Origin of the sequence: Bacillus kwashiorkori, assembly GCF_001375515.1 — a bacterium.
GTDB classification, from domain to species: domain Bacteria; phylum Bacillota; class Bacilli; order Bacillales; family Caldibacillaceae; genus Bacillus_BK; species Bacillus_BK kwashiorkori.
The window spans coordinates 540,344-565,090 of sequence record NZ_CTDX01000016.1 but is presented as its reverse complement, the minus strand read 5'-3'; the positions used below and the strand labels follow the sequence as shown (position 1 = coordinate 565,090).

Below are 24,747 nucleotides of genomic sequence, written 5' to 3'. Positions count from 1 at the left end.
AAATTATACTAAACAAGTTAATGTTTCACAATAATCATGATTTCATCGGTTAGTTTATGAGCGATACCATCGAGTATTGCTTCTAAATTTGCACCCATTCGATACATTTCCTCATTATTGTCACAATAAAAAACAGCGATACCACTAACGGCCTTCTTAGGATTTGTAGTAAGCACTGCTAAAATCATTTTCTCAATACTCACGATACCCCCTCCTCATTTTTCTTCCTTTTTGTCGGCATTCTAATCGCATTTTCTAACGTAGGAGTTTTACCGATGATTTCAATTGCCTTATTGATTTCTTTCTTTTGCGGTAATACGAATATACCAACACGACCATCATCGAGATCGCGTTTTGCTAATGGAACGAGGGCAGGGGTTCCAGAATCTCGATATACTCCAAGGGCTGTAGAAACATCGTGTAATATAGCTTGTCGCTGACCTAAATTAGCAATGGTTGAGCGAGAATCAAAATTTTTCGGTTTTAAAATAAAGCCCATCCCGTACTTTAATATTTCTTTTTGTCTTTCTGGCAAACCGATATTCATAATGTAAATATTATCGATATATAGGCCTTCATCTTTAAAGGTAAGTTCCACATGTTCTATGTCGACAATATCGCTTATTTTTCCGCCACCCATTAAAATTTTCGATACGATCATACAAATAATCGCAACGATTGCAGCAATCCAAATATTAAAGATGACATAAATAATCGTCGTAGTCATGGCAGTAAAAATAACTAAATAATTTCTACTTTCGAATGCAACTGCAATCCCTTCAATATACGTATTTCCTCGGGGTACTAACTCAAATTCGTCCAGTTGTGCTAATGTGTTTCTTTCCATATTCCTAACTTCACGAAATTGTGAAGCAGCTAATGTTAAAAAAGTAATTGCTGTTATTTCCTCTTCAATTAAGGCAGGGACCGCAATCGCTCCTAAAGCAGAAGCGATAAAACCGAGTGCAATATGAATTATTTTTCCATGCAAGTACGTTGGGTATTGTCGATAATCTGTTCTTAACATGACGATTCTAGAAATTACCCCAGCAGCAATGCCAAAAAGAACAGGATACACATATTCACTCATATTATAATTCTTTCTCCTTCTCTAGATGTAAATTTTTCATATCAAAATAAGCAGGAATAGATATAATTACTTTTCTAACAGTTATCAAAAAACAACTAATACATAATGCATCAAAGAATGCCAAACTTGCTATCGGATAATGAATATTTAAATTGCTTAATATTAGTGCAAAAATAATCTCTCCCTGTATCATGCCGATAATGATGGTTGTTAGTTGCTCTTTATATTGATTGAATAAAAAAAGGACGAGGATGCTGGAAAAAATGCTAAGCAACCAGATGAGATCAACAACTATCCAAACGGGATCATATAATGCCAATAACTGAAAAGTTGCAATGCTAATAGAAGCAATAACCATCTTTAACGAAACATTAATAAGTGTTAAAAAATTTTTTCTGATAAAAAAGCAATAGGAAACGAGTAGTAAAAAAATGGCAGCCAATGAAATTTCCATATGATAAACCTTAATTGAATGCACAGAAAGTATGATAGTAACTAATGAAATAACACTTATTAATAAACGGTATCGATTTTTTTTGTCCATAATGAAAGTAGAGAATACCCAGCTTGACCACATTAAAAAATAAAACCACAAACCATCCAAATTCCTTACCCCCTATCTTTTCCCATTATGAACAAAACTATGTCATTTCAGTCAAAACAACTCGCTTTTTCCGAAAACATTGTTCCATTTTTTATTTTTTATTTAAGGAAAGTGGTGGGAAAATTTAATCACTAATTTAATAACCTTTCTTGGAAAAGAGGCAAAAAAAAACTGTTCCAAAAGCTTTTTCCATTGATAGATGAATAAACTTCACTATCATGAAAAGAGCTTTTAGAACAGTGTCTGTGATTTTATTAAAATTATTTAAGTTTTCTTAGTTGGTCACCAATGACTTCGCCAAGTTGGAAACCAGATGATTCTTCTGGAAGTTCGTAATTAACTTCTTCTTTTTCTTCCAACTCTTTCATCGTCAGCGAAATACGCTTATCATCGACTTTAATATCCAATACTTTCACTTGTACCTTATCGCCTTCTTTTAACACTTCATGAGGCGTTTTAATATGTTGGTTGGAAATTTGTGAAATATGAACTAATCCTTCAATATTCGGAAGAACTTCTACAAACGCTCCAAAGGAAGTAAGGCGTTTTACTGTACCTTCAACTATTGAGCCAACGGTTAATTTTTCCCTAATATTTTCCCATGGACCAGGTAAAGTTGCTTTGTGGGAAAGTGAAATTCGCTCATTTTCTGTGTCTACAGATAATACTTTTACTTTAATTTTGTCACCGACTGATACAACATCAGATGGATGGTTAATATGATCATGGGACAGTTCTGAAATATGAACTAAACCGTCTACCCCACCTAAATTAACAAAAGCTCCAAAATTGGTAACACGTTCCACTGTTCCTTCTACAATTTGTCCAGCTTGTAGACTTTCTAACACCGATTGTTTTTGTTTCGCTTTTTCTTCTAGTACAACATCACGGTGGGATAAAATTAACCGATTACGTTCTTGATCTAGTTCTACAATCTTAAATAGTAACGTTTTCCCTTTGTAATCGCTAAAATCTTCCACAAAGTGATCTTCCACTAATGATGCAGGAACAAAACCGCGGATGCCTAGATCGACAACTAAACCGCCTTTTACTACATCTTTTATTTCTGCTTCGACAAATTTGCCTTCCACGAATATTTGCTGGAGTTCTTCCCATGCTTTTGTCGCGTCCACTCGACGTTTCGATAAAACAATTGCATCATCTTCAACCTTAATAATTTCTAACAATAATTCGTCCCCTTCATTGACAACATCACTAGCTTTTTCAACATGTAAAGAAGCTAATTCGCTAATAGGTACAACTCCATCCACTTTGCTATTTGGAATCGATACTATTACTTGCTTGTCCTCAACTGCTGTAACTTGTGCGGTTACTTTTTCACCAACTTCGAAATTATGTACATCTATTTCATGTAGGTCTGTCATGAGTATTCCTCCTTAAAATAAATTGCAAGTTTTAAAAACTTCTTTTATTTAACTTCTAATAAATATACCCATTTGTCAATAGTTTACTTATATTTATTAATTAATTCTTTTATACTATCCATAATAATAGTGGTAACCTCATCACTAGACACTCGGTTTTCCCGATAATAATCCATATTAATCGGTTTCCCATAAACAACTTTCAATTTTCGAAAAGGCTTATAAGGTCCGATAATTGCGCAAGGTACTACTTCTGCATCGGTTTTGAGTGCGAAAAAACCAACACCTGCTAATCCCTTTCCGACTTCCCCACTTTTTGAACGGGTACCTTCTGGAAAAATCCCTAACACATTTCCATTCTTTAATGCAGCAATTCCATTTCTTAGCGCCTCACGATCTCCTTTTCCGCGTTTAACAGGGAAAGCATTCAGTCGTTTAACTATCCCCTTAATAATCGGAAGCTTAAAAAGTTCTTCTTTTGCGATAAATACAATGGGTCGATTCATTGTAATACCTAAAAAAATGGGATCTAAATTGCTAATATGGTTACCACAAAGCAATACGCCACCATCTTTTGGAACATTTTCTAAACCAATTACTTCTGGTCGATAAATCGGTGAAAATATCCCTTTTACCACTCCTCTAGCAAATCCGTAAAAGGTCATCTGGAATCTATCCTTTCCTCAATAAGATCCATAATTTTATTTACTACATCATCGATAGTAAGGGAAGTAGTATCAATTTCAATTGCATCCTTTGCCTTTATTAATGGTGCGACTTCCCGTTCGGAATCAAGTTTATCTCTCTTTGCAATTTCTGTTTTAAGCTGTTCCAAATCAGATGGTATTCCTTTAGAAATATTTTCATCATGTCTTCGTTTTGCTCGTTCATCAACGGAAGCTAATAAAAATATTTTGACTTCCGCATTTGGCAAAACAAAGGTACCAATATCCCGACCATCCATTACAACACCGCCATATTGAGCAAATTGTTGTTGGCGACGAACCATTTCCTGTCTTACTAATGAATGTTTAGCTACTGTCGAAACATTATTCGTAACATTATTTAAACGAATATCTTTCGTAACATCTTTTCCGTCAACAAAAACTTGTTGGAATTCTCCCCCTTGTTTTAACTGAATTTCCGTTTTTTCTAAAAGCTCATACAATGTTTTTCCATCTTCCAAATCGACCCCATTTTCCAGTGCCTTCCAAGTGATTGCACGATACATTGCACCAGTATCAATATATAAGTATGATAGTTTTTGAGCAATTATTTTAGCTACCGTACTTTTTCCGGCAGCAGCTGGGCCATCGATGGCTATTGAAATTTCTCTTTTCATACGTCCTCCTAAATATGTAAATAGTTCTTTTACTATTTTAACATAAAAATAAGCAGGATATGTACCTGCTAATCGGAATTAAATGTTTCTAAAACTTTCGAAAAATTATTTTCATTTACACCTTCATAAAGTGTCAATTTTTTCAATTCAGGAAATGCATTTAAATGATGAAAAAATATTTGACAAGCTAATAATAAAATAAATTGAACGACAATAATTTTCACTAATATTCGTTCCACCCGTTTCATTTGACCGCCACCAATAATACTTTTTCATCTATTATTGATAAGCAGAGCAAATATTATACTACAAGCCTAATTCTTTTTGTTTCCATGCGACTTGAGATTCAAAACAAAACCGAATCAGTTGTTGTTCTTGTTGGCTAGTTTTATCCAAAAATTGTAAAGAGACGATGTTTTTAGTAGTATTTAATTCCATAATTCTGACAATTTTGCATTTAAACAGGTTGTAGTGATACTGTCCAGAATGCATAGGCAACACAAACATCGCTTGTAATTGTTGCCCTTTCTTAATGGGAATTTTATTCGATACGATGATAGATGCGCCCCCTGCACTAATATCATCAGTAATAGTTGTAAAGGGAGTAAATTCGTTAAACAATGGGTGAACTGCTACGTCAACCCCACGATGAATACGTACGAATTTGCGGCGCTGAATCCGTTTCATTTGCTGCTCTGTAGGACGTGAAATTTTTATTAATGGAATATTTTCTTTCGATCTTCCTACTACTTTTGAGGGAAACTCAAAGGCATCGTCATTACGGATAAAAGAAACTTTTATGCTCGTCTCATCTAATAAAAAAGCAGTTCGATTCGTTTCTAAATGTACTGGATATTCAATAAAAATTAAATCATCTTGCAAATCCATTACTTTACTTTGATAAATTTCATACTTATTATTAATCAGTGCTTCAATTTTTACCTGATCACCAATTTCTAACATTTATTCAATCACCAACCTTGTTGTTCAGGTAACCGAGAAAATCATTCCTGGTTATGTATTCTTTAGTTAGCTTGTTTTTATTTCTCACCTTGACGAATTGCAATAGTTAAGTTCTTTAATAGTTAAACAAACATCATGTCAAGTCGTTGTTTCATTGACAGTCTTCTTTTATTTATTATTACATGAAAATAAAAAAAGGAAAAGCCTTTTAAGCTCTTCCTTCAATGATATCTTCATATATTGGTTCAGCGTTTTGGAATTTTTCTACCATTTCCTCTGACCCATCTAATGCATTAATAAAAATTCGATACGTATCATCGCCTAATGTTCCTAAAAATTCGTAACAAAGTACTTCTTCTTTCATTTCATTATTTATTATTGCTAAGCGGCTTTCTTCGATTTTTACATTCGAATTCAATTGTTTTTTCGCTTCGGACTCCGTTATTTTCGGTTTCGGTATTGATCGTTTATTATGAGAAGCTAAATACTCTTCTGCAGAAAGGCCAATGACATTACCATCATCAAGGGCAATTTTAATTTTTATCGCATCTGGATAAATTCGAACATTATTTTCATTAGTTACAAAAGTAAAGAGCCCGACATTATCATATTGAACACTTTCTAATACTTCCAAGTTTTCGAATTTATGATCGGTTAAAAACTTCGCAGCCCGTTTACTCGCTTCATTTAAACTGATTTTTTGAACCTTCACGTCCCGATTTTTTATTAGCCAAATAGGATAGCCACCTTTTTTAGTGACATCCATATAGCTATCAGCATTTTTATCTTTAACAGCTATACTGTAAAATTCAAAATCGGAACCTTTTCCATTTTCCACTACTTTAATTTTTGAATTTTTTTCAGCAATTCCATATTTTTTTGCGATATTTTTAGCATCTTCTTCGCTAATTTTCGGTCCCGATAAATTACGGTAACTTTTTTCTGCCTTTTGCATACTAGTGAAAATTGGCCCCATATCCGCTTCTGTGTAGCTATCGATCGTTTTTTCCACTGTTTTAAAACCATCTATAATGGTGTTATCTGCTGTCTCTTTTCCTGATGCGAGAGCCATTTCTACGTCCATCCAACGTAAATTATTTTTTAAGATTAAATGTTGGACTTTCCGCAATTCATTTTGTATATCCGCTGATTGTTTGTATAAAGATTTTAACGTATCATATTCCTCTTTCGATAATGGTTCTTTATCTAAGTCACGTACTGCTGTTTTATAACTGAAATCGCCAATTTTAGATAGGAATTCTTCTGTTTTATTAAATGGTAATAATGTTAATGGTAATTGGCCAACAGAACTATTTGCTTCAGACGTTAACCGCCATACATCAGCTAAAGCAGGTGATAAAGATTTTCTTGAATTCATTGCTAATGTCGTACCAATCTTATCGTGAAGTATGTCAATATTATATGTTAAATCATGAAATGCTCGCTGATAACTATTTTCTGCATTAATTAATATTGCATTTTTCTCTTGGTGCTCTTGATAGCCCCAATAAGCAGTTCCAACTATTCCAACTGTTAGAACTCCAATTAATATTCCTCTAATCATCAAAACACCCCTTTATTTACAAAAAATATGCTTACCAATTTGCTTAATTTGTGGTCTTGACCAAATCCAAGAACTAGTGGCAGTGTTAGGATTAAAATAATAAATGGCATTACCTGTTGGGTCCCAACCATTAATTGCATCTAAAACAGCTTTCCTAGCCGTTTCATTTGGTGTTAACCATATTTGACCATCAGCGACAGCTGTAAAAGCTCTCGGTTCAAAAATGACACCTGACACTGTGTTAGGGAACGATGGGCTTTTTACCCTATTTAGTATTACTGCCGCAACAGCTACTTGTCCGATATATGGTTCACCTCTAGCCTCGCCGTATACCGCATTCGCCATTAACTGTATGTCATTTTGCGAAAAACCATTAGGAACATTCGTTGCTGTTGGTTTCGCAGGGGTTGTTTGTTGATTATTATTTCCTGTTCCTTTGTTATTGTTATTATTGTTATTGCTTTTATTTTTCGTTTGTTTATTTATATCCACTCCACCATAATGAGTAAACTTATTTCCTTTTCTTATTTGGTCTTTCACATAGCTTTCATTGTATTTGGAAGCTTTAACTAGTTTGTCTTTTGTGTCTTGACCAGCGAGTCCATCAACTTTTAAACCAAATTCATATTGAAAATTTCTCAATGCCCAATAAGTTCGCCAACCAAAAACTCCGTCAATTTTTCCATTATAAAAGCCTAAATATTGTAAACGTGATTGTAATTCAATCACGTCATCCCCTACAGCCCCTACTTGGATGACTTGATTGGAAAATGCCTCAACACTTGTTTTAGGTACTTCAGATACAAGTAATAATGAACTACATAATACGAGCATCAAAAGTTTCAATGCATTCCTGTATAACATAATTAGTCCCTCCATTGCTGTCATTATCAAGTATGAGTAGTTTTTGTAGGAATTGGTTTTTTATACAAAGTACTTTTATTTTAAAAATTTCGGCTATGCAGAATATAAAAAAGTCCAACCTCACGTTATGGAAAAAATCCACAAATACGTGAAGTTGGACGATTGTTAAACAATTATTAAAAGATCGAACGGTTATTGTCAGGATAAACAGGTATGGCCTTAGCCTTCTTTACTTTTTTTAATGCTAACCACCATAAAAAAAGCATAAATGGAATGATAATTACTAACCAGTTTTTATCCGTAAGTAATATGAAGTCGTATAGCCCGTGTAAAAGAAACGGAACGAAAAATGATAAGGCGATCCATTTATATGGTTTATCTGAAGAAAATTTTCCTTTTCCTAAATAGTAACCCATAATCACACCAAATAACGCATGACTGGAAACTGGTAAAAGGGCTCTGCCAAAGGCATACTCTAGCCCATAACTAAATAAATATAATATATTCTCAGCTGTTGCAAACCCAAGAGAGATTGCAACTCCATATACAATCCCGTCATAATGTTCATCAAATTCCACTAATTTAAAAACTGCAAAATATAAAATAAACCACTTGAAAAATTCTTCTAATAAACTAGCAGACAAAAAAGCTTTAAATAAATTTACCGCAATAACTTGCTCAACTTCCAAAACATATTGTATAAACATAATAGGAAATACTAAAATTGCACCAAGAAAAAAGACTCGCAACACCTCATATAGTGGTTCAGTTTCAATTTCATCTTTTAAATAAAAAAAACTGAGCAAAGCAATACCTGGTGCTATTCCAGCTGAAACAATCGCTAACATGGCGAACCTCATTTCCAATCTCTTTCTTCAATCGTATCACGGAAAATGGAAAATGAAAATACAAAATATATAGGTATTTTGGAGGAATTAGGATGAAAAAAATATTAGTGTTACATACTGGTGGAACCATTTCGATGTATGAAGATGAGGAAACAGGGGCAGTCAAGCCAGTTGGGGAAAATCCACTAATTAATAAAACGAAAGAAATTAATAAACTAGCGGACTTAATCGTTGAAGCTCCGTTTAATCTACCATCCCCACATATCACTCCAAATGAAATGTTCCAGTTGAAAAGGCGGATTGATTATCATATTAAAAATAGCCAAATTGATGGTGTTGTTATAACTCACGGTACCGATACGTTAGAAGAAACTGCATATTTTTTAGACTTAACAGTTGATACTCAAATTCCGATCGTCGTTACAGGGGCAATGCGATCTAGTAACGAAATTGGTACGGATGGATTATATAATTTTCTAACTTCTGTTCGGACAGCCATACATAATGATGCAAAAAATAAAGGTGTATTAGTCGTATTAAATGATGAAATACATGCGGCAAAAAATGTTACAAAAACACATACTAGCAATGTATCCACATTCCAAAGTCCACAATACGGGCCTATCGGTATTATTACGAAAAAGGACATACTATTTCATCATTTACCAACTATTGAACGTAAACTTCCTGTGCAATCACTATGCCATCGGGTTGAACTAATTAAAGCGTATGCTGGAATGGATTCTAGTTTGTTTTATGCATTAAATAATATGGGTATTGACGGTCTCGTCATTGAAGCGCTTGGTCAAGGGAATTTACCTCCTGCAACAATACCAGGTATCCAAGCTTTATTAAATAGAAATATACCAATTGTATTAGTTTCTCGTTGCTTTAACGGAATCGTAGAAGATATTTATGGATATGAAGGCGGAGGGGCACAATTAAAGCAAAATGGATTAATATTCTCCAATGGTTTAAATGGACAGAAAGCTAGAATCAAGCTTTTGCTCTGTTTAGAAATTACGAAAAATCAGTACGAAATGGAAAAACTGTTTCATGACTAAAGAAAATTTCTTTTGATTAATTGGGGCTATAAATTAGCCCCATTATCTTTAACGATTACTTATTTCTTTTGCAATTAACTCCCCATGAAAACGACCGTTCTCAATAAAAATTTCATTAGCATTATTTCCTGCTGCAATGACTCCAGCCACAAAAATATTTTTCACATTCGTTTCCATTGTTTCTGGGTTGTAGAGCGGCCTCCCTGTTTCCTGATCAATACCAACACCCATCTTTTTTAAAAACTGATGGTCTGGGTGATAACCAGTCATTGCAAATACAAAATCATTTTTTATTTCCTTTATTTCGCCTGCCATTTCATACACAAGTGAATTCAATTTAATCTCTTGTACAGTTGCATTAAAAATCATTGTTACTACACCACTTCTTACTAACGACTCAAATTCTGGTAATATCCACGGTTTTATATGATGAGAATAATCGGAGCCGCGATAAATCACGGTGACCCTAGCCCCTACTTTCGCTAACTCTAGGGCCGCATCAACACTGGAATTTTTTCCACCAATAACAACTACATCCTGATTAAAGTATGGATGAGCTTCTTTAAAATAATGGAAGACTTTCGGTAAGTTTTCGCCTCGTATGTGCAACATATTTGGATGGTCATAATATCCTGTTGCGATAATTGCATATTTCGTTTCATAAGTGGTTTTTGTTGTCGTTATTAAAAAGTGTCCATTTAATAATTTTTTTACATTTATCACTTCTTCAAAAGCATGAATGCGAATATCTTCTAGTTTTGCAACTTCACGATAATACGTTAGTGCTTGGTTACGTGTTGGTTTTCGGCTTTCTGTAATGAAGGGAATATTACCAATTGCTAATTTTTCACTACTGCTAAAAAACGTTTGGTGCGTAGGAAAATTATATAAAGTTTGAACAATATTTCCTTTCTCAATAACGAGCGGTTTTTTCTCGATATTTTGTAATGCAATTGCCACTGCTAAGCCACAAGGCCCGCCACCAACGATAATACATTCTTCATAACGCATGAACGTATCCCCTTTCAAAAAGCAAAAATCTCCTATCCATTTATGATAGGAGATAAAAAAAGTTTAGGCAATGAAAATGAATCATCTATTATGACAATTTTTCACTATTATACCCAACCTCTAAAGCGGCATGCTTCCGCCATTTTTCTAACACCTACCATATAGGCAGCAAGGCGCATATCCACTTTCCGAGTCGTTGCTATTTTATAAATATTTTCAAAAGCATTAACCATGATTTTTTCTAGTTTTTCCGCAACCTCTTCTTCTGACCAATAATACCCTTGATTATTTTGTACCCATTCAAAATACGATACTGTTACTCCACCAGCAGAGGCTAAAACGTCTGGAACTAACAAAATTCCTCTTTCCGTTAAAATCTTTGTCGCTTCCAATGTAGTAGGTCCATTCGCAGCTTCGACGACAATATTCGCCTTAATATTATGGGCGTTATCTTCACGAATTTGATTACCTATTGCAGCTGGAACTAATATATCACAATCCAATTCTAACAATTCTTTGTTGGAAATAGTGTTTTTAAATAATTTTGTTACTGTACCAAAGCTGTCTCTTCGGTCTAATAAATAATCAATATCGAGACCATTTGGATCATAAAGCGCACCGTAAGCATCAGAAATCCCGATTACTTTTGCTCCTGAGTCATGCATAAATTTTGATAGAAAACCGCCAGCATTCCCAAAACCTTGAACTACAACTCGTGCACCTTCCAATTGAATGCCTCGTTTTTTAGCTGCTTCACGAATGCAAATCGTTACACCTTTAGCAGTAGCAGAGTCCCGTCCATGAGAACCGCCTAATACTAACGGTTTCCCTGTAATAAATCCAGGTGAGTTAAAAGCATCTAATCTGCTATATTCGTCATACATCCATGCCATTATTTGCGAGTTAGTAAAAACATCTGGGGCAGGTATGTCTTTTGTAGGTCCAACAATTTGACTAATTGCTCGAACATATTCCCGACTAAGTCTTTCTAACTCTCGAAAAGACATAGTTCGTGGATCGCAGACAATTCCTCCCTTTCCTCCACCATATGGCAAGTCGACTATACCACATTTTAAACTCATCCAAACTGAAAGGGCTTTCACTTCATCTTCAGTAACATCCGGATGGAAGCGTACGCCACCTTTCGTTGGTCCTACAGCATCATTATGCTGTGCCCGGTACCCAGTAAATACTTTTGTTGTACCATCATCCATTCGTACAGGTATTTTTACCGTTAACATACGTAATGGTTCTTTTAATAATTCATAAACCTCGTCAGAATACCCAAGTTTTTCAAGGGCTTCATGAATAATAATTTGGGTGGACTTTAATAGGTCATGTTTGTCGTTATTTATATTTTCCGTACCCTTTTGGGCGACCATTTGGAAACCTCCTAATATTATCACTATTATCGTGTTTACAAAACTTAGTATACACTGTATTCCCAATAATGCAAGAAAAAAAGTCAGTTTTCATTATTTTCTACTAAACTAACAATAAAGTGTATTAGTTCTATTATTATGTTTGTTCAAACTTTTTTTGGAGGAGGTTCCCAATGCTGGAACGGAGGAAAACGACTTATTCGATTAATGTTTTGAGAAATAAATATTAAGTTTTTGCAGTGCATTGTTTTCAATTAGTAAATCCCCATATTCTTGTAAATATGGGATAGATAAAAGGGATTCTTCTCCATAATCCGAAAAAATGATATAAACAATAGATGCAAGCCGCTCTTCCTGAACTTTCATCAATAAATAATAAGCTTCTTTAAAACAATATAAATCGCCAGTTAAATGATAACTCCGTAACCTAGTTGCTAATTGAATAATATCCTCGATATTTGAAAATTTATATAAAATCTTTCGTTCATATTCTTGCTCATAGGATAGGTCAAAATAATCTTCCGTAAACATATCATCATCTTCTGCAACACTTAACATGAAGATAATACCTTGATCCTGTAAGGAAAATACATCAACAAATATCGTACCTTCTAACGACAATTCCCATTCCTTTTTTGCTTTTTGAATTAAACTAAAAAAGAAATGTTGCCATTTTACCGTGTCTTTCCCAATATCGTTTTTCGTTAAACCTAACTCGTTCATTTCCTCAAATGAGACAAAAATCTTCATTTGATTACCATTAATTTTTTCCAACCGCATAAATTCGGCCTCCTGACCTACAACAAACACATCTTAATGATTTATTTTATGAAATAGGAGGGCAGATGGTTCTTTTTAAAGCTCGTACGATTTTTTGTTGGAATAAAAAAAGGAACGGTTCACCGCTCCATTTTAGTGTTAACGAATGAGCATATTGGGAAATGGCTAATTATTAATTTTATTGGAATTAACATGTTCGAATATCGATAATGCGAAAACCTGCATGTTCTAAATCTTGTAAAAACTGTTTCGTGTTTTCTTTCTCTTCTACTTTCATAACTATTCTCCTGACGAGATGATCTGCTTCATCAAAAGTAACCAATGAAATAATATCTTCATCATACTTATCAGCTATTTGAGAAAATGTAGCGATTCTTCCTTCAGATTCAATCGATGTGAAGGCTATACGGACTCCTTTTCGCTTCATACCAAAAGCACTTTGGAATTGTTCTAACACGTCGTAGCGAGTAACAATGCCGACAAATTTTTTCGCATCATTAACAACTGCCAAAATAGGATAATGTTTTAGGGCAATTAACGTATCTTCAAATAATTCTTCCCCATTTAAATAACCTTCTTGTTTGGAAGCAATGTCACCGGCTTTCATTTGGGTCATATAATCTTCTTTATTCATATTCGCATGTAAAAAGTTTTTGTAAATCAAATATTTTGTAACAATTCCTACGTATAGGTCACCATCAACTACAGGCACCCCATCAACATTATTGGCATACATTTTTTCTAAAACATTACCTAATGTTTCAGACTGATCGACATATACACAATCTTGTTTAGGAATCATGAAATTTTTAACAAACATATTTTCCACCTCTTTAAAATAATTTACCTTCCTTCATATTAATTCGACAACCGATTGTTTAATTCCTTTTCTTAGAAAAAAAATTAATAATAATTGTGACAAAAAACACATTTTTTCAAAAAAAAAGCTGTGGCGAAACGATACGGACAGCCCCTTATTTGTTCTCATGAAATAAATTAATATCGTAATGATTTTTTAACAAGTAAAAAACTTCGTGCCGTTTTCTCCATGCTTCGTCACTTTTCCATAAATCTTTACTTTTATCAATTATTTCACAGCGTAAAGCGTGAAATTCACCTTCAATTTTATCTACTTTTTGTTTTAGGACATTCATAAAGCCATAAAGTGAAATAATAAATACAAGCAAAACACCATTGTAACTATTATTTACAAACGCCGAAAACATTGCTGCAAACGAATACGAATAAGGTAAATAAACGGTCTTATATAAATAATATGAAAACATTAATGCAAAAAACATCGTAATCCACATAACGAGTAAATGACGGATTTTTAATTTGTCAAATTTCCTTTTTTTCTTGACAACACTTTGGAGCATTTGCTTCGTTGCTTCATCTGTCCAGTCATTTAAATTTTTAATTATTTCATCCATTTGGACACCACCTTATATGTTTTACTAAAATGTATGTCCAATTGGTTTTATTTATGAAATAGCCTAGAAAATTTATGGTTTTTCAAATTCTATTTGTTCATATCCATCATTGTTTAAAAATGACGGTTCATTTCCCCTAATCTCAACAAAATAATAAATGATGGCAAATATAATCGGTATTAAAATAAAGATAACAGCTAAGAGTTTAATTACTGGATAAGAACTCTTTTGTTTTTCCTGCTTCTTAGATTTCTTTGAAGCTTTTTTGCTGCGATGATACACACTACGAGGCGGAAGATGTGAGGCCATCATCTGCTCAATTTCATCTGTTGAATGAACCTTTTTTCTCAATTTTTCAGCCTGGTCTTGTTGCTCTCTCGCCATTATAGCATCTCCCTTCATCTTCAGTGCTGCTAAAATTCAACGTTTATTTTTATAATAAATAAAAAGGCCGAGTGAAAAGTCAATAAGAAAATGCATAACAGTAGTAACCGCTAAATTATCCGTCCATTCGTATATAACTCCGATAAAAAAACTTAAAAGAACAATATTGACAAACAGAAACCAGTTAAACAAATACCTGTAATGAACGAGAGCAAAAATAATGCTTGCAACTATTAGGCCGAAATAGGACTGGATAACACCACGAAATAATAATTCTTCTGTAAAAGCTATGCAAATACACATAAGAAATATGTGGAACACACCACGATCAGTAAATAGTCGTTCATTAATACCGCCATCATCATAAAAACGAGGTGGCAATTGTTTCATCAAAATAAGATCAATTAATACGACAATACAAGCTGCCGATACTCCTACAGTTAATATCTGCCCATCCATAAAATTATAAAACTGCAACGGTGTAAAAACATTGCTAAATAATAGCCAACTTAATACAAGCGAAATAATAAGTAGGATCAATTGAGATAAATAAACATTTAGCAATAATTCTTTATCCGTAAGCTTAGCAACAATATCTTTTTGTTTGTTTTTCAATTGCTTTTCCCCTTAAGTAAATATTTGCTGTAATCTTTCTTTCCAGTTCAGTTTATCATTTGTAGCGTCATGTTTCTCCGTTTCAAGATATCGTTCCATGTTCAGCCCGCATATATCACAACAATTAATAAGTTCAATGGTCTTGCTCTCTTGAAAATATCGCAAAAGGTTTTCTCTCCTACAAGTAGAAGAATGAATCCAATCAATCATTTCATATAATTTATTCGTTTTATGGCGAATTCGCATTTGAATAAATTGTAATATCTCCTCTTTAAATTTAGTGATTGTTACGGATTGATTATAGAATTTTATTAATATCCGCAATTGCACTTCAGAAAACGGTTCAGGAATAAATTGCTGTAAATGTGGTAGCAAATCAAATTTGTTTGAACTATCCAGTTTGTCAACGATGGAAATGAAATAATCCACCTGCGATTCGGACGGCAACTCCATTTGAATTAATTGCTTCTGCAAATAAATGTCATCTTCAGCAAATAATAATACTGCAATACTATCCTGTCCGTCACGTCCTGCTCTACCAATTTCTTGTAAATAAGATTCCACTTGTGTAGGTGCGTGGTAATGAATGATAAAGCGAATATTCTCCTTATTCACCCCCATTCCGAACGCACTAGTTGCACAAATTATATCTAGTTTATTATAAAGAAATTGTTGCTGCAGTAAAATTCGTTCTTGCTGTGGAATATTTGCATGATATGCGGCTACCTTCCCTTGGAAAATGCTATTTAATTGGGTAGCCCAATCATCTGCCATTTTTTTACTAGAAAAATAAATAATACCAGGTTTTTTTAATTGTTTTACTAGTTCCATTAGCTTTTCTTTTTTACTATTCTGGTTTGCTACTTTCTCCACATGAAGAGCGATATTAGGGCGATCAACGGAATAAACATATTCTTTCGGGTTATTCATAAATAAATAATGTTTAATATCTTCTCTTACTTCTTTTCGTGCCGTTGCTGTTAAAGCTAATGTAGGAGGATTCCCTAAACGTTTACGCATCTTTCCTATTTCTAAATAATCTGGTCGGAAATCATAACCCCATTGAGAGATACAATGAGCTTCGTCTACAACGAATAAAGCTATCTTTAACTTGGATAAAGTATGGTAAATCCAATTATTCGTTAACATTTCTGGTGAAACATAAATATAGCGAAAGTAATGGATATTTTTAATAATAAATTGTTTTTCCTCATAGTCTAAAAACGAATTGATTGCAGCAACTCGTTTCTCTCCCCTTGCCTTAATTTGTTCTACTTGATCTTGCATTAACGATAACAATGGGGAGATGATCAAGATAGTCCCTTCTAAAATATATGCAGGTAACTGATAACAAAGTGATTTTCCAGTTCCTGTCGGTAGCATGGCAATCGTGTCACGCCCATTAATAACAGAGCGAATCACTTCTTCTTGACCTTGCCGAAAACTTTGATGAAAAAAATGATTTTTCAACAGTACATCCAATGACATATTCCTTCACCAACTTAATGGATTTTTTCCCACCAATAGAAGGTATCCGAGCTAAACGGTGGGCGACTCTAGCTGCCCGTTAATGCGGGATAAAACTAAGCGTATGGAAAGAAAATCAGCTTCTGGTAAAGCAGATTTGATTACTTTCAATTTGCGCGTCTGTAATACATTAATAATACTTACAATTTTTCGTTGCAATTCCTTTGGTACATATTGATCAATCTCAAAATGATCGTCATGTAGAGCAATCTCCACAAGATGATCTTCTACTGTATTTCTTTTTAAACGGCGGATTTTACTAATTTGTTCTACTGTATTTCCGTTTTGTAGCAATCTATATGTAGTAAATGCGGATTTCGTTAAAGGGATATTTCGATAGTCATTTTCAATTAACTGAAAAAGTAATGGATAATCTTTTTTGTTATGCCAAATAGTGCTTAACATAAAGTGAAGAAAGCTTTGAAAGCATAAGTGATAATAATATATATCCATATTTAATAACGATGCTATTTGATTAGGAGTAAATCCAGGTTCTCGTCTATTCGTTAAGCGGTAAATAAAAATATTCGGATCCATCTGTTGTTCAATTATTTCCATTAAATAAAGCAATTCTAGGGAAAATGATTTAACGAGCTCCTTTTTTGTATATTGACTGCCATTTTGAATCAGCCAATTTTTCACCCATTGTTGAGTATGAAAATTTCGCTCAACAGGATAAAACCGACTTTCATTATAGTTAAGATGTGATAAAGTTTGAATTAGTAATGATAGTCTTTGCCAAAAAATTTGGTCAATATGGTAAAATCGAATTCCGTCTAATTGTTTCGGAATAGGACTACTCATTAACTGTTTTGTTAAAAAATTATGACCTAACTCAGTGATAAATATATCAGTTTCTTTTCTTTCGATAAACCCATTACGCTTTAATTGTTGAATACTGCTTTGGAATTCACTTTCAGAAAGCATAGGAAATTGTGAAAACAATTGCCTCAATGAAAACCATACTGCATCTTGAATCGTTTGTGCAGACTTTTTTCCTTTTAGTAAATTAAATATCGCTTGAATAGATCGTTCATTAGAAAATTTTTCAACGCAATATAATACAATTACTGCTAAATAATTCATCCTTCTCACCTATTTAATTTTATCATGTTCACCATTAAAATTAATATTTTTTATAAAATGACATTTTAACAGTAAGAAAAGCTTAAAAATACCAATTTTCATGTGTTTAACTATTGAAAAGTTATTTATTCAGTCTTACAATAAAAATGGATGTATTTTTGTACAGTTTGAAATACGATGGAGAGAACTATAAATGGAGGGTAAATAGATGCCAAAATATACAATTGTTGATAAAGATACATGTATCGCTTGCGGCGCTTGTGGTGCAGCGGCCCCAGATATTTACGATTATGACGACGAAGGAATTGCCTTTGTTGTATTAGATGATAACACAGGTACTGCCGAAGTGCCAGAAGTATTACATGAAGATATGGAAGATGCCTTTGAAGGGTGCCCTACGGATTCTATCCGCGTAGCAGACGAGCCTTTTGATGGGGATCCGAATAAATTTGAATAAATGATAAAACTCCGCCCTTACACTGAGCGGAGTTTTTCTTTCTATATTTTGAGCTTTTCTTTTTATATTTTTTAAAAATCACTTTTTCAAAATACGAGCCAAATTATTTATATGAAACTTGTTGTTTGAATAACCAATCCTTCATCTTCATAAAGAGGAGCATAAAGATAACCGTTATCATTACACCTTTAATTAAATTGAACGGTAAGATAAATGTTACAGCCCAAGAAGCAGGAATGTCGTAGTTCATGAAAATTGCATACATCGGAATGAATACGAAATAATTTAATACACTCATTACAATCGCTGTAATAACTGTTCCCGATATTAATGCTACCTTTAAGCCTTTTTCAGTACGCAACTTGTTAAATATGAAATAAGTTGGTAAAACAAAGCTAATCCCTGTAACAAAATTAGCAATATGCCCTACCGGTACTCCAGTTGGACTTCCTGTCGTTATGAAATCCAATAGAACTTTAATAAATTCCACGAGAATTCCAGCCACCGGGCCAATAATAATAGCTGCGATTAGCGCAGGAATATCGCTAAAATCAATTTTTAGAAAACTCGGGAAAAGTGGTAGTGGAAAGTTCAACAACATTAGAACATAGGCCAATCCACTAAGCATCCCAACTGCAACAAAAGCTTTTACGTTTAGTTTTTTCATTTTCCTCTCTCCTTCTATGAGAATTCATCTCGATTAGAAGAAAGATTTCGGATAACTGCCCGTCATTAAAAAACCCTTAAGGAATATTCCTTAAGGGAGAAAAGGCATCATCAAATAGACGTTCAAAAATAATAATTTTTAAACGACCGAAACCTCCATCTTCTCCCATCCAGACTGTACTGTCGGCTTTGGAATCTCACCAAATCCTGCCAAAAGGCTCGCGGGCTAAAGGAAAACTATAACCTTATTACCGCCGGTCGGGAATTGCACCCTGCCCCGAAGACGAATTCGTATGTTATTTTCAAGATTATTATACTAGAAAAAGATTTAACTGTAAAGGAAATAATTCTATTCACAAATTAGATGAGTAATTTTAAAGTGATTAAATCTTATTTCTTATTTTTTTACTCCTCCTATTTGTTCTAATCTAAATTTACCTTATTCGGTGCTATCGGTACTTCGACTGGTTTCGTTAAGTCAAAATCCCCAATTTGATTAATATTTCCATTATTAAAACGAACCATTTTATAGCCAAATTCTTTAGCAGTTAATAATATTGCTTCCACCATTCTTAAAGAACTTTCATTGTTTTTTAATGTAGCATTTTGAAAAGTAATAGCAAGTTCATCTTCATTCAACTCTTCTGCTGTAATATTCATTTGCTTCGGTATCGTAGGCAATAACTTATACGTTGGATTCGCTTCTTTCATGAGTTCCAAAGTTTCAGATACTGTGTCTGAAACTTTCGGGTTTGGTGTTAAAAAGTAATGATTATTTACAATATATAGGAGAAACCCACGTTTAGGATATTTAGTTATTTCATAATCCACGACATTTTTTCCAATATGTGTAAAGTACACTCCTGGTACGGATTCTTCTGTAAGTTTTATTTGGTCAAGACTTGCATAACGTAACATGTCAAGACTTGCAAAAAATTGTAATTCACCTGTTGAACCAAATGTATAAGCATGGTTCTTAAATAAATTAAGAGTAAGTTCCCCATTTTTATCCATGGAGAATTCACCATTATATGGAAGGTAATCAGATAGACCTAGTTTTTCTTCGTTAATTGTCTTCATAACTTCATTATAGTAATCAGCAATTGTTTTATCTTGATGTTTATTTACTACAACCGTTACGGGGATAACATTCATTGCCTCTTTATCGGGAATTCCTAGAGTAATACTTGTTTCATCTTGTTGTAAATCATTTTTGTATAAGGCAGATTTATCAATTTCATTTCGCAACAATCCAAATGATTCCTTTGTATGATTATTTTCGGTAATACTTTGATGATCGCCAGTAGAGAGTTTAGACTCGCTTTCATCTATTGATAGTGAACCTTTATTTGTAAGTTGTGGTTTTTCTTCATTAGTTAAAGCAATTTCCACGCCACTGTCATTCTCTTGAAAACTAGACTGGGATTCAAGCGTTACATTAGATTTACTTAAGAAACTTGTGCTCAAAAGTATGGATAAAAAAATGACGGCGACGGCTGCTAAAGATGGTGCGAGAAAATTCTTCGTCTTCTTTCGTTTTGTCCTATTCATCCGAGACATCATCTGTTTAAATAATTCCTCTTTTTCTCGATGATCGGCAATGCTTGGCAATTGTTTTAACAAAGAAATAAGTTCCGTTTTATCACTTTTCATTGTCATCTATAGCCGTCCCTCCTTCTTTCAATTTATCTTCCATCACTTTCTTTAAATTCTTTAAAGCACGGTGTTGTGTAGTTTTCACTTTACTTTCTGACCATCCTAAAACTTCTGCAGTTTCTGTAATCGATAAATCTTGGATGAACCTCGTTATTAGAACTAGTTTTTGATCAACGGTACATAAATCTAAACAATGGTACAGTAATTGCACTTTTTCATTTTTTAAAGCAATTTCTTCAGGAATTGGTCGTTGATCCTTTATTTCAAAGTCTACCCAATTAAAATGTGAGAAAACCCTATCCTTCCAATTTTTTTCTTTTCGAAAGTGATCAATTGCCACATTGCGAGCAATGGAAAGTATCCAAGTCTTCACACTGCTTTTTCCCTCAAAGCGGTTATATGACTTTATTACTCGTATATATACCTCTTGGGACAGATCTTCCGCTTGCTCTCGGTTTTTTACTAAATAAAAAAGAAATTGGAATATATCGTGATGGTATTGATCATAAATTTCATCAAAAACGGAGTTCATTTCATCCTCCCCCGTTCACTATATTTGTCGAAATGAACGTATAAAAAGTTTCACTTTTACTATAAACATTTTTTCTAGAAAAATAAAGAAATGTTGTATAAATATAATTAAAGATGGAAATAATATTAATTTCTTTTAAATATCGTTTCGGTTTGTATTAACTATTTAGGAGAAACTAGGATATAGGACTAACGTAAAAACAGATCAATAATTCGATTTGTTTCCGTTTATTACTGTCATGAATGTTAAAGTTTTTCATATTATAAAAATGATAAACTGCCCAAAAATTGTGCTTCTGGGCAGTTGAACGTTTCTTATGAAACAATATTTTTCGGCACCGTTAGTTAAATTCCGAGTTTTTTCGCGGAATATTTATCGAGAATATCGTTCCTTTACCAAAAACACTTTGGACAGAAATTTTCCCACCATGTGCCTCCACTAAGTTTTTCGCAATTGCAAGCCCTAGACCAGTACCAGACCTTCCTCTCGTCCTTGCTTTATCCGCTTTGTAAAAACGTTCAAAAACGAATGGTAAGTCTTCTTTAGGGATACCAGATCCCGTGTCTTCCACTTTGATCGACAATTCTGTTTTGTCATTTGTAACAGTTACGTTCACATATCCATTTTCATCCGTATGCCGAATTGCGTTATCAATTAAATTTGTCATTACTTGTTCCATCCGGTCCATATCCATTTTAAAATCATTTAATTTTGTATCCATTAGTAGTCTTAATTGGATAGACTGTTCTTTAGCGACACCCGAGAATTTTTTCACAACTCGTTGGAAAAACGGCTCAAGTGCTGCATTTTCAATATTTAACCTAGTATGACCAGATTCCATTCTTGCCAAATCTAACAATTCATTCACAAGCCGACCCATTCGAAGTGATTCCTCATTAATGACCGTTGCTATCTCTTTTCGTTCTGCTTCTGTACTAGCAATATCATCCAATAGAGCTTCACTATATCCTTGGAGCATTGCAACTGGTGTCCGTAATTCGTGTGAAACGTTAGCTACGAAATCCGTTCGTAATTTGTCTAACTTTCTTTCCTCCGTCATATCACGTAATACCATTACCGCCCCGCGAATTTTTTCATTATTGTATAATGGGCTTACTATAATCGTCCAATAATGCCCGGAAATTTCCAGATCAACGATATGCTCTTTTTCTGTTTCCACTATAGTTTTAAATAGCTCTAATATTTTGCTTGGAACTACTTCCGTCTGATGAACGTTTTCATTATGGTCATTCCATAATTTCAGGAATTTTTCAGCAGGGGGGTTGATAACAATAATTTCTCCATCTCGATTAAATGTCAATACCCCATCCGCCATACTACTTAAAATACTAGATAATTGTTCTTTTTCTTGAATAAGGGCGTGATAATTTATTTGTAATTTTTTTCTCATTTCATTAAATGCAATCCCTAATTCACCAATTTCATCATTTGTTAACACAGGTATGCTCGTCCCAAATTTCCCACGTGCTACTTCAAAGGCAACTTCACGCATTTTTCTTAAAGGTGCTGTAATACGGGTGGAAAGGAAAAAGGCAAAAACCGTTGTAAGCACGAAGGCAAAAAAAGCTGCCCACCAAATTAGTTCTCTCGTTGATTTCGTCGCATCTTGCATAACATCTAACGATTGATAAATGAACACCGCGCCATTAGTATTGTTGAATTCAAGTGGAACACCAATCATAATTACTTTATTTTTTGAAAACCGATGATTCTCATCAGGTGGTAGTGTAATTTCCTTTTTTACAGGTTTCCCACCAGAAAAAACTTTCGATAATTCATCGTCATTCAAGAAATAAGTTGCTGTAAAATCACTCTTTTTTTGATTAGGAGAATAATATACTTTTTCTTCATCAATAAAGACGATAACATTTGTAAGTTCATCGACAATTCCCCATGCTATCTCTAAACCAAAATCAATGTCTTCGTGTTGCTCAATGATAATTGATATTTTTGATGCGGTTTTTGTTAAATTATCGGTTACAACTTCTGCAATATAGTTTCTAAAAAACTGCATCAATAATATTGTCAATACGAACAATACAAAAGAAACGAGCAAAAGGATGGTAGCCCAAAGTTTTCCAACTACACTACGCCAAATCATTCATTGACAACCTCAAATTTATAGCCTACACCCCAGACTGTCACAATCATTTTTGCCGCATCCTCTGAAACTTTATTTAATTTTTCTCGTAAACGTTTCACATGGGTGTCCACAGTACGTAAATCACCAAAAAACTCATAATGCCATACTTCTTTTAATAGTTGTTCCCTATCAAATACTTTATCTGGGGTCTTCGCTAAGAAAAATAAGAGATCATATTCCTTCGGTGTCAAACTTACTTCTTGCCCGTCAGCCGTGACACGATGGGCATCATGATCAATCGTTAAATGAGGAAATACAAGAACATCTTTTGCAGTAGTTTCTGTTTGTAGGAAACTCGTTGTTGAAGATCTACGCAATAACGCCTTCACCCGTAATACTACTTCTCGTGGGCTAAAAGGTTTAACAATATAATCATCTGTTCCTACTTCAAAACCTTGGACGCGGTTCGATTCCTCTCCTTTTGCTGTTAACATAATGATTGGAGTTGCTTTCTTCTCACGAATGTCTTTGCAAACTTCCAAGCCATCTTTACCAGGTAACATTAAATCTAATAAAATTAAATCATAATCATTTTGGATCGCTTTTGTTAACGCTTCATCACCATCTTCAGCTTCATCAATCAAATAATTTTCCCGTTCCAAGTACATTTTCAATAGCCGTCGAATTCTTTCCTCATCATCAACCACTAAAATTTTAATATCCTTTTCCATCCTTCATTCCTCCTTGCATATATTCATTGTACAAAAATCGACAAAAAATATCTATAATTTATCCATTGTTATTAACAAAAAATATGAAAAGTTTCACAAATGATTTACTAGAATATTCTTTATTAACAGCAAAAGCCACTAGTAGCAACTAATCTATTTAACTACAGTATAAATCTTTCAATTAAAAAAGTCTCCACATTTATCTTGTGAAGACTTTTAACAGTCGAATTATTGACATAAATAGTTAACATTTATACCTTCACTTCGATAAGTCAACATCGGCTCATTCTTCGCCGTGTTTCCTATATCTCCTGCGGTTTGGGTCCAGTCCATACGCCGCTCTACAGTCGCCTTCGCTTGGGCCAACACGACGTTGGTCATGCAGACGTTGCGGCAGGACGCCGCGTACTTAGTCTGCGAACATTGATGTCCAGCTGCGGCTCCTAGCGGCTAGTGGACTTCCCCAAACCTCCGTACGATAAGTCAACATCGATTCGCCAGGCTCATCGTGTTTCCTTTATCTCCTGCGGTTTGGGTCCAGCCCATACGCCGCTCTACAGTCGCCTTCGCTTTTCTTTGTCCAGCTGCGGCTCCTAGAAACGGGTGGACTTCGCTCGCCTCCACTTCGATAAGTCATCATCGACTCGTTCCTCGTCGTG

General features: G+C 34.1%; 27 protein-coding genes and 1 riboswitch. Of the genes, 2 read left to right on the top strand and 25 right to left on the bottom strand.

From position 1 onward, the window contains the following. Positions 1-17 precede the first annotated feature (17 nt). The 11 genes from BN1242_RS11975 to prsW all read right to left on the bottom strand — a co-directional run bounded on the left by BN1242_RS11975 (position 18) and on the right by prsW (position 8,660). Entirely contained in the window at positions 18-203 is a 186-nt protein-coding gene (locus BN1242_RS11975; protein ID WP_062356302.1) for a capping complex subunit for YIEGIA, read from the bottom strand. Beyond that, positions 200-1,090 (bottom strand): YIEGIA family protein, encoded by an 891-nt coding sequence (locus tag BN1242_RS11970; protein WP_062356299.1) that lies wholly within the window; start codon positions 1,088-1,090, stop codon positions 200-202. The genes BN1242_RS11975 and BN1242_RS11970 overlap by 4 nt, the downstream gene beginning before the upstream one ends. 1 nt (position 1,091) lies before the next feature. Continuing rightward, on the bottom strand, positions 1,092-1,694 hold the full coding sequence (locus tag BN1242_RS11965) for a YphA family membrane protein (RefSeq protein WP_062356294.1): 603 nt from the start codon (positions 1,692-1,694) through the stop codon (positions 1,092-1,094). 260 nt (positions 1,695-1,954) lie between these two features. Then, positions 1,955-3,079, bottom strand: coding sequence for a 30S ribosomal protein S1 (gene rpsA, locus BN1242_RS11960; RefSeq protein WP_062356290.1), 1,125 nt, complete (start codon positions 3,077-3,079; stop codon positions 1,955-1,957). A gap of 83 nt (positions 3,080-3,162) precedes the next feature. Then, entirely contained in the window at positions 3,163-3,744 is a 582-nt protein-coding gene (locus tag BN1242_RS11955; RefSeq protein ID WP_062356286.1) for a lysophospholipid acyltransferase family protein, read from the bottom strand. Next, positions 3,741-4,421 (bottom strand): (d)CMP kinase, encoded by a 681-nt coding sequence (gene cmk, locus BN1242_RS11950; protein WP_062356283.1) that lies wholly within the window; start codon positions 4,419-4,421, stop codon positions 3,741-3,743. Before cmk ends, BN1242_RS11955 begins: the two co-directional genes overlap by 4 nt. A gap of 68 nt (positions 4,422-4,489) precedes the next feature. Beyond that, positions 4,490-4,669, bottom strand: a complete 180-nt coding sequence (locus BN1242_RS11945; RefSeq protein WP_062356280.1) for a YpfB family protein — start codon at positions 4,667-4,669, stop codon at positions 4,490-4,492. Between the two features lie 58 nt (positions 4,670-4,727). Then, positions 4,728-5,384, bottom strand: a complete 657-nt coding sequence (locus BN1242_RS11940; RefSeq protein WP_062356276.1) for a flagellar brake protein — start codon at positions 5,382-5,384, stop codon at positions 4,728-4,730. A 208-nt stretch (positions 5,385-5,592) separates the two neighbouring features. Next, positions 5,593-6,948 (bottom strand): germination protein YpeB, encoded by a 1,356-nt coding sequence (gene ypeB / locus BN1242_RS11935; protein WP_062356272.1) that lies wholly within the window; start codon positions 6,946-6,948, stop codon positions 5,593-5,595. A gap of 12 nt (positions 6,949-6,960) precedes the next feature. After that, a complete protein-coding gene (gene sleB, locus BN1242_RS11930; RefSeq protein WP_062357054.1) occupies positions 6,961-7,782 on the bottom strand; it encodes a spore cortex-lytic enzyme in 822 nt (273 codons plus the stop codon). Positions 7,783-7,988: 206 nt separating this feature from the next. Further along, positions 7,989-8,660 carry a glutamic-type intramembrane protease PrsW gene (prsW, locus tag BN1242_RS11925; protein ID WP_062356269.1) on the bottom strand — a complete coding sequence of 224 codons (672 nt, stop codon included), beginning with the start codon at positions 8,658-8,660 and terminating at the stop codon, positions 7,989-7,991. Between the two features lie 92 nt (positions 8,661-8,752). Here prsW and BN1242_RS11920 point away from each other — a divergent pair, with 92 nt between their 5' ends. Next, the gene (locus BN1242_RS11920) at positions 8,753-9,724 is read left to right on the top strand and encodes an asparaginase (protein WP_062356265.1); all 972 of its coding nucleotides are present in this window, start codon (positions 8,753-8,755) and stop codon (positions 9,722-9,724) included. Between the two features lie 48 nt (positions 9,725-9,772). Here the strand turns inward: BN1242_RS11920 and BN1242_RS11915 are convergent, their stop codons facing one another. The 9 genes from BN1242_RS11915 to BN1242_RS11875 all read right to left on the bottom strand — a co-directional run bounded on the left by BN1242_RS11915 (position 9,773) and on the right by BN1242_RS11875 (position 17,942). Continuing rightward, the gene (locus BN1242_RS11915) at positions 9,773-10,735 is read right to left on the bottom strand and encodes a YpdA family putative bacillithiol disulfide reductase (RefSeq protein WP_062356262.1); all 963 of its coding nucleotides are present in this window, start codon (positions 10,733-10,735) and stop codon (positions 9,773-9,775) included. 107 nt (positions 10,736-10,842) lie between these two features. Further along, positions 10,843-12,117, bottom strand: a complete 1,275-nt coding sequence (locus BN1242_RS11910; protein ID WP_062356260.1) for a Glu/Leu/Phe/Val family dehydrogenase — start codon at positions 12,115-12,117, stop codon at positions 10,843-10,845. A 204-nt stretch (positions 12,118-12,321) separates the two neighbouring features. Then, positions 12,322-12,897 (bottom strand): adaptor protein MecA, encoded by a 576-nt coding sequence (locus BN1242_RS11905; protein WP_062356257.1) that lies wholly within the window; start codon positions 12,895-12,897, stop codon positions 12,322-12,324. A gap of 187 nt (positions 12,898-13,084) precedes the next feature. Further along, the gene (locus BN1242_RS11900; protein WP_062356254.1) at positions 13,085-13,717 is read right to left on the bottom strand and encodes a CBS domain-containing protein; all 633 of its coding nucleotides are present in this window, start codon (positions 13,715-13,717) and stop codon (positions 13,085-13,087) included. A gap of 154 nt (positions 13,718-13,871) precedes the next feature. Beyond that, entirely contained in the window at positions 13,872-14,330 is a 459-nt protein-coding gene (locus BN1242_RS11895; protein WP_062356251.1) for a YpbF family protein, read from the bottom strand. Between the two features lie 72 nt (positions 14,331-14,402). Then, the gene (locus BN1242_RS11890) at positions 14,403-14,714 is read right to left on the bottom strand and encodes a hypothetical protein (RefSeq protein WP_062356249.1); all 312 of its coding nucleotides are present in this window, start codon (positions 14,712-14,714) and stop codon (positions 14,403-14,405) included. Positions 14,715-14,750: 36 nt separating this feature from the next. Beyond that, the gene (locus tag BN1242_RS11885) at positions 14,751-15,329 is read right to left on the bottom strand and encodes a CPBP family intramembrane glutamic endopeptidase (RefSeq protein WP_062356247.1); all 579 of its coding nucleotides are present in this window, start codon (positions 15,327-15,329) and stop codon (positions 14,751-14,753) included. A gap of 12 nt (positions 15,330-15,341) precedes the next feature. Further along, the gene (locus BN1242_RS11880; protein ID WP_062356246.1) at positions 15,342-16,817 is read right to left on the bottom strand and encodes a RecQ family ATP-dependent DNA helicase; all 1,476 of its coding nucleotides are present in this window, start codon (positions 16,815-16,817) and stop codon (positions 15,342-15,344) included. A gap of 51 nt (positions 16,818-16,868) precedes the next feature. Further along, positions 16,869-17,942, bottom strand: a complete 1,074-nt coding sequence (locus tag BN1242_RS11875; protein WP_062356242.1) for a YpbB family protein — start codon at positions 17,940-17,942, stop codon at positions 16,869-16,871. Positions 17,943-18,150: 208 nt separating this feature from the next. Here BN1242_RS11875 and BN1242_RS11870 point away from each other — a divergent pair, with 208 nt between their 5' ends. Beyond that, positions 18,151-18,399 (top strand): ferredoxin, encoded by a 249-nt coding sequence (locus BN1242_RS11870; RefSeq protein ID WP_062356239.1) that lies wholly within the window; start codon positions 18,151-18,153, stop codon positions 18,397-18,399. A gap of 103 nt (positions 18,400-18,502) precedes the next feature. Here the strand turns inward: BN1242_RS11870 and BN1242_RS11865 are convergent, their stop codons facing one another. From BN1242_RS11865 to BN1242_RS11845, 5 genes are all read right to left on the bottom strand, one after another. Then, a complete protein-coding gene (locus tag BN1242_RS11865; protein WP_062356235.1) occupies positions 18,503-19,066 on the bottom strand; it encodes an ECF transporter S component in 564 nt (187 codons plus the stop codon). 153 nt (positions 19,067-19,219) lie between these two features. Further along, positions 19,220-19,354: riboswitch (FMN riboswitch) on the bottom strand. A gap of 134 nt (positions 19,355-19,488) precedes the next feature. After that, the gene (locus BN1242_RS11860) at positions 19,489-20,724 is read right to left on the bottom strand and encodes a hypothetical protein (RefSeq protein WP_062356230.1); all 1,236 of its coding nucleotides are present in this window, start codon (positions 20,722-20,724) and stop codon (positions 19,489-19,491) included. Further along, positions 20,708-21,253 carry an RNA polymerase sigma factor SigX gene (gene sigX / locus BN1242_RS11855; RefSeq protein ID WP_062356227.1) on the bottom strand — a complete coding sequence of 182 codons (546 nt, stop codon included), beginning with the start codon at positions 21,251-21,253 and terminating at the stop codon, positions 20,708-20,710. Before sigX ends, BN1242_RS11860 begins: the two co-directional genes overlap by 17 nt. A 340-nt stretch (positions 21,254-21,593) precedes the next feature. After that, positions 21,594-23,375 (bottom strand): ATP-binding protein, encoded by a 1,782-nt coding sequence (locus BN1242_RS11850; protein ID WP_062356222.1) that lies wholly within the window; start codon positions 23,373-23,375, stop codon positions 21,594-21,596. Then, entirely contained in the window at positions 23,372-24,088 is a 717-nt protein-coding gene (locus tag BN1242_RS11845) for a response regulator (protein WP_062356217.1), read from the bottom strand. Before BN1242_RS11845 ends, BN1242_RS11850 begins: the two co-directional genes overlap by 4 nt. Positions 24,089-24,747: the final 659 nt, after the last annotated feature.

Excerpts from the sequence above, each read along its gene's own strand:
- BN1242_RS11970 (WP_062356299.1), bottom strand. The coding sequence starts at position 1,090 with ATGAGTGAATATGTGTATCCTGTTCTTTTTGGCATTGCTGCTGGGGTA.
- rpsA (WP_062356290.1), bottom strand. The coding sequence starts at position 3,079 with ATGACAGACCTACATGAAATAGATGTACATAATTTCGAAGTTGGTGAA.
- BN1242_RS11955 (WP_062356286.1), bottom strand. The coding sequence starts at position 3,744 with ATGACCTTTTACGGATTTGCTAGAGGAGTGGTAAAAGGGATATTTTCA.
- cmk (WP_062356283.1), bottom strand. The coding sequence starts at position 4,421 with ATGAAAAGAGAAATTTCAATAGCCATCGATGGCCCAGCTGCTGCCGGA.
- BN1242_RS11945 (WP_062356280.1), bottom strand. The coding sequence starts at position 4,669 with ATGAAACGGGTGGAACGAATATTAGTGAAAATTATTGTCGTTCAATTT.
- BN1242_RS11940 (WP_062356276.1), bottom strand. The coding sequence starts at position 5,384 with ATGTTAGAAATTGGTGATCAGGTAAAAATTGAAGCACTGATTAATAAT.
- ypeB (WP_062356272.1), bottom strand. The coding sequence starts at position 6,948 with ATGATTAGAGGAATATTAATTGGAGTTCTAACAGTTGGAATAGTTGGA.
- sleB (WP_062357054.1), bottom strand. The coding sequence starts at position 7,782 with ATGCTCGTATTATGTAGTTCATTATTACTTGTATCTGAAGTACCTAAA.
- prsW (WP_062356269.1), bottom strand. The coding sequence starts at position 8,660 with ATGTTAGCGATTGTTTCAGCTGGAATAGCACCAGGTATTGCTTTGCTC.
- BN1242_RS11920 (WP_062356265.1), top strand. The coding sequence starts at position 8,753 with ATGAAAAAAATATTAGTGTTACATACTGGTGGAACCATTTCGATGTAT.
- BN1242_RS11915 (WP_062356262.1), bottom strand. The coding sequence starts at position 10,735 with ATGCGTTATGAAGAATGTATTATCGTTGGTGGCGGGCCTTGTGGCTTA.
- BN1242_RS11910 (WP_062356260.1), bottom strand. The coding sequence starts at position 12,117 with ATGGTCGCCCAAAAGGGTACGGAAAATATAAATAACGACAAACATGAC.
- BN1242_RS11905 (WP_062356257.1), bottom strand. The coding sequence starts at position 12,897 with ATGCGGTTGGAAAAAATTAATGGTAATCAAATGAAGATTTTTGTCTCA.
- BN1242_RS11900 (WP_062356254.1), bottom strand. The coding sequence starts at position 13,717 with ATGTTTGTTAAAAATTTCATGATTCCTAAACAAGATTGTGTATATGTC.
- BN1242_RS11895 (WP_062356251.1), bottom strand. The coding sequence starts at position 14,330 with ATGGATGAAATAATTAAAAATTTAAATGACTGGACAGATGAAGCAACG.
- BN1242_RS11890 (WP_062356249.1), bottom strand. The coding sequence starts at position 14,714 with ATGGCGAGAGAGCAACAAGACCAGGCTGAAAAATTGAGAAAAAAGGTT.
- BN1242_RS11880 (WP_062356246.1), bottom strand. The coding sequence starts at position 16,817 with ATGTCATTGGATGTACTGTTGAAAAATCATTTTTTTCATCAAAGTTTT.
- BN1242_RS11875 (WP_062356242.1), bottom strand. The coding sequence starts at position 17,942 with ATGAATTATTTAGCAGTAATTGTATTATATTGCGTTGAAAAATTTTCT.
- BN1242_RS11870 (WP_062356239.1), top strand. The coding sequence starts at position 18,151 with ATGCCAAAATATACAATTGTTGATAAAGATACATGTATCGCTTGCGGC.
- BN1242_RS11865 (WP_062356235.1), bottom strand. The coding sequence starts at position 19,066 with ATGAAAAAACTAAACGTAAAAGCTTTTGTTGCAGTTGGGATGCTTAGT.
- BN1242_RS11860 (WP_062356230.1), bottom strand. The coding sequence starts at position 20,724 with ATGACAATGAAAAGTGATAAAACGGAACTTATTTCTTTGTTAAAACAA.
- sigX (WP_062356227.1), bottom strand. The coding sequence starts at position 21,253 with ATGAACTCCGTTTTTGATGAAATTTATGATCAATACCATCACGATATA.
- BN1242_RS11850 (WP_062356222.1), bottom strand. The coding sequence starts at position 23,375 with ATGATTTGGCGTAGTGTAGTTGGAAAACTTTGGGCTACCATCCTTTTG.
- BN1242_RS11845 (WP_062356217.1), bottom strand. The coding sequence starts at position 24,088 with ATGGAAAAGGATATTAAAATTTTAGTGGTTGATGATGAGGAAAGAATT.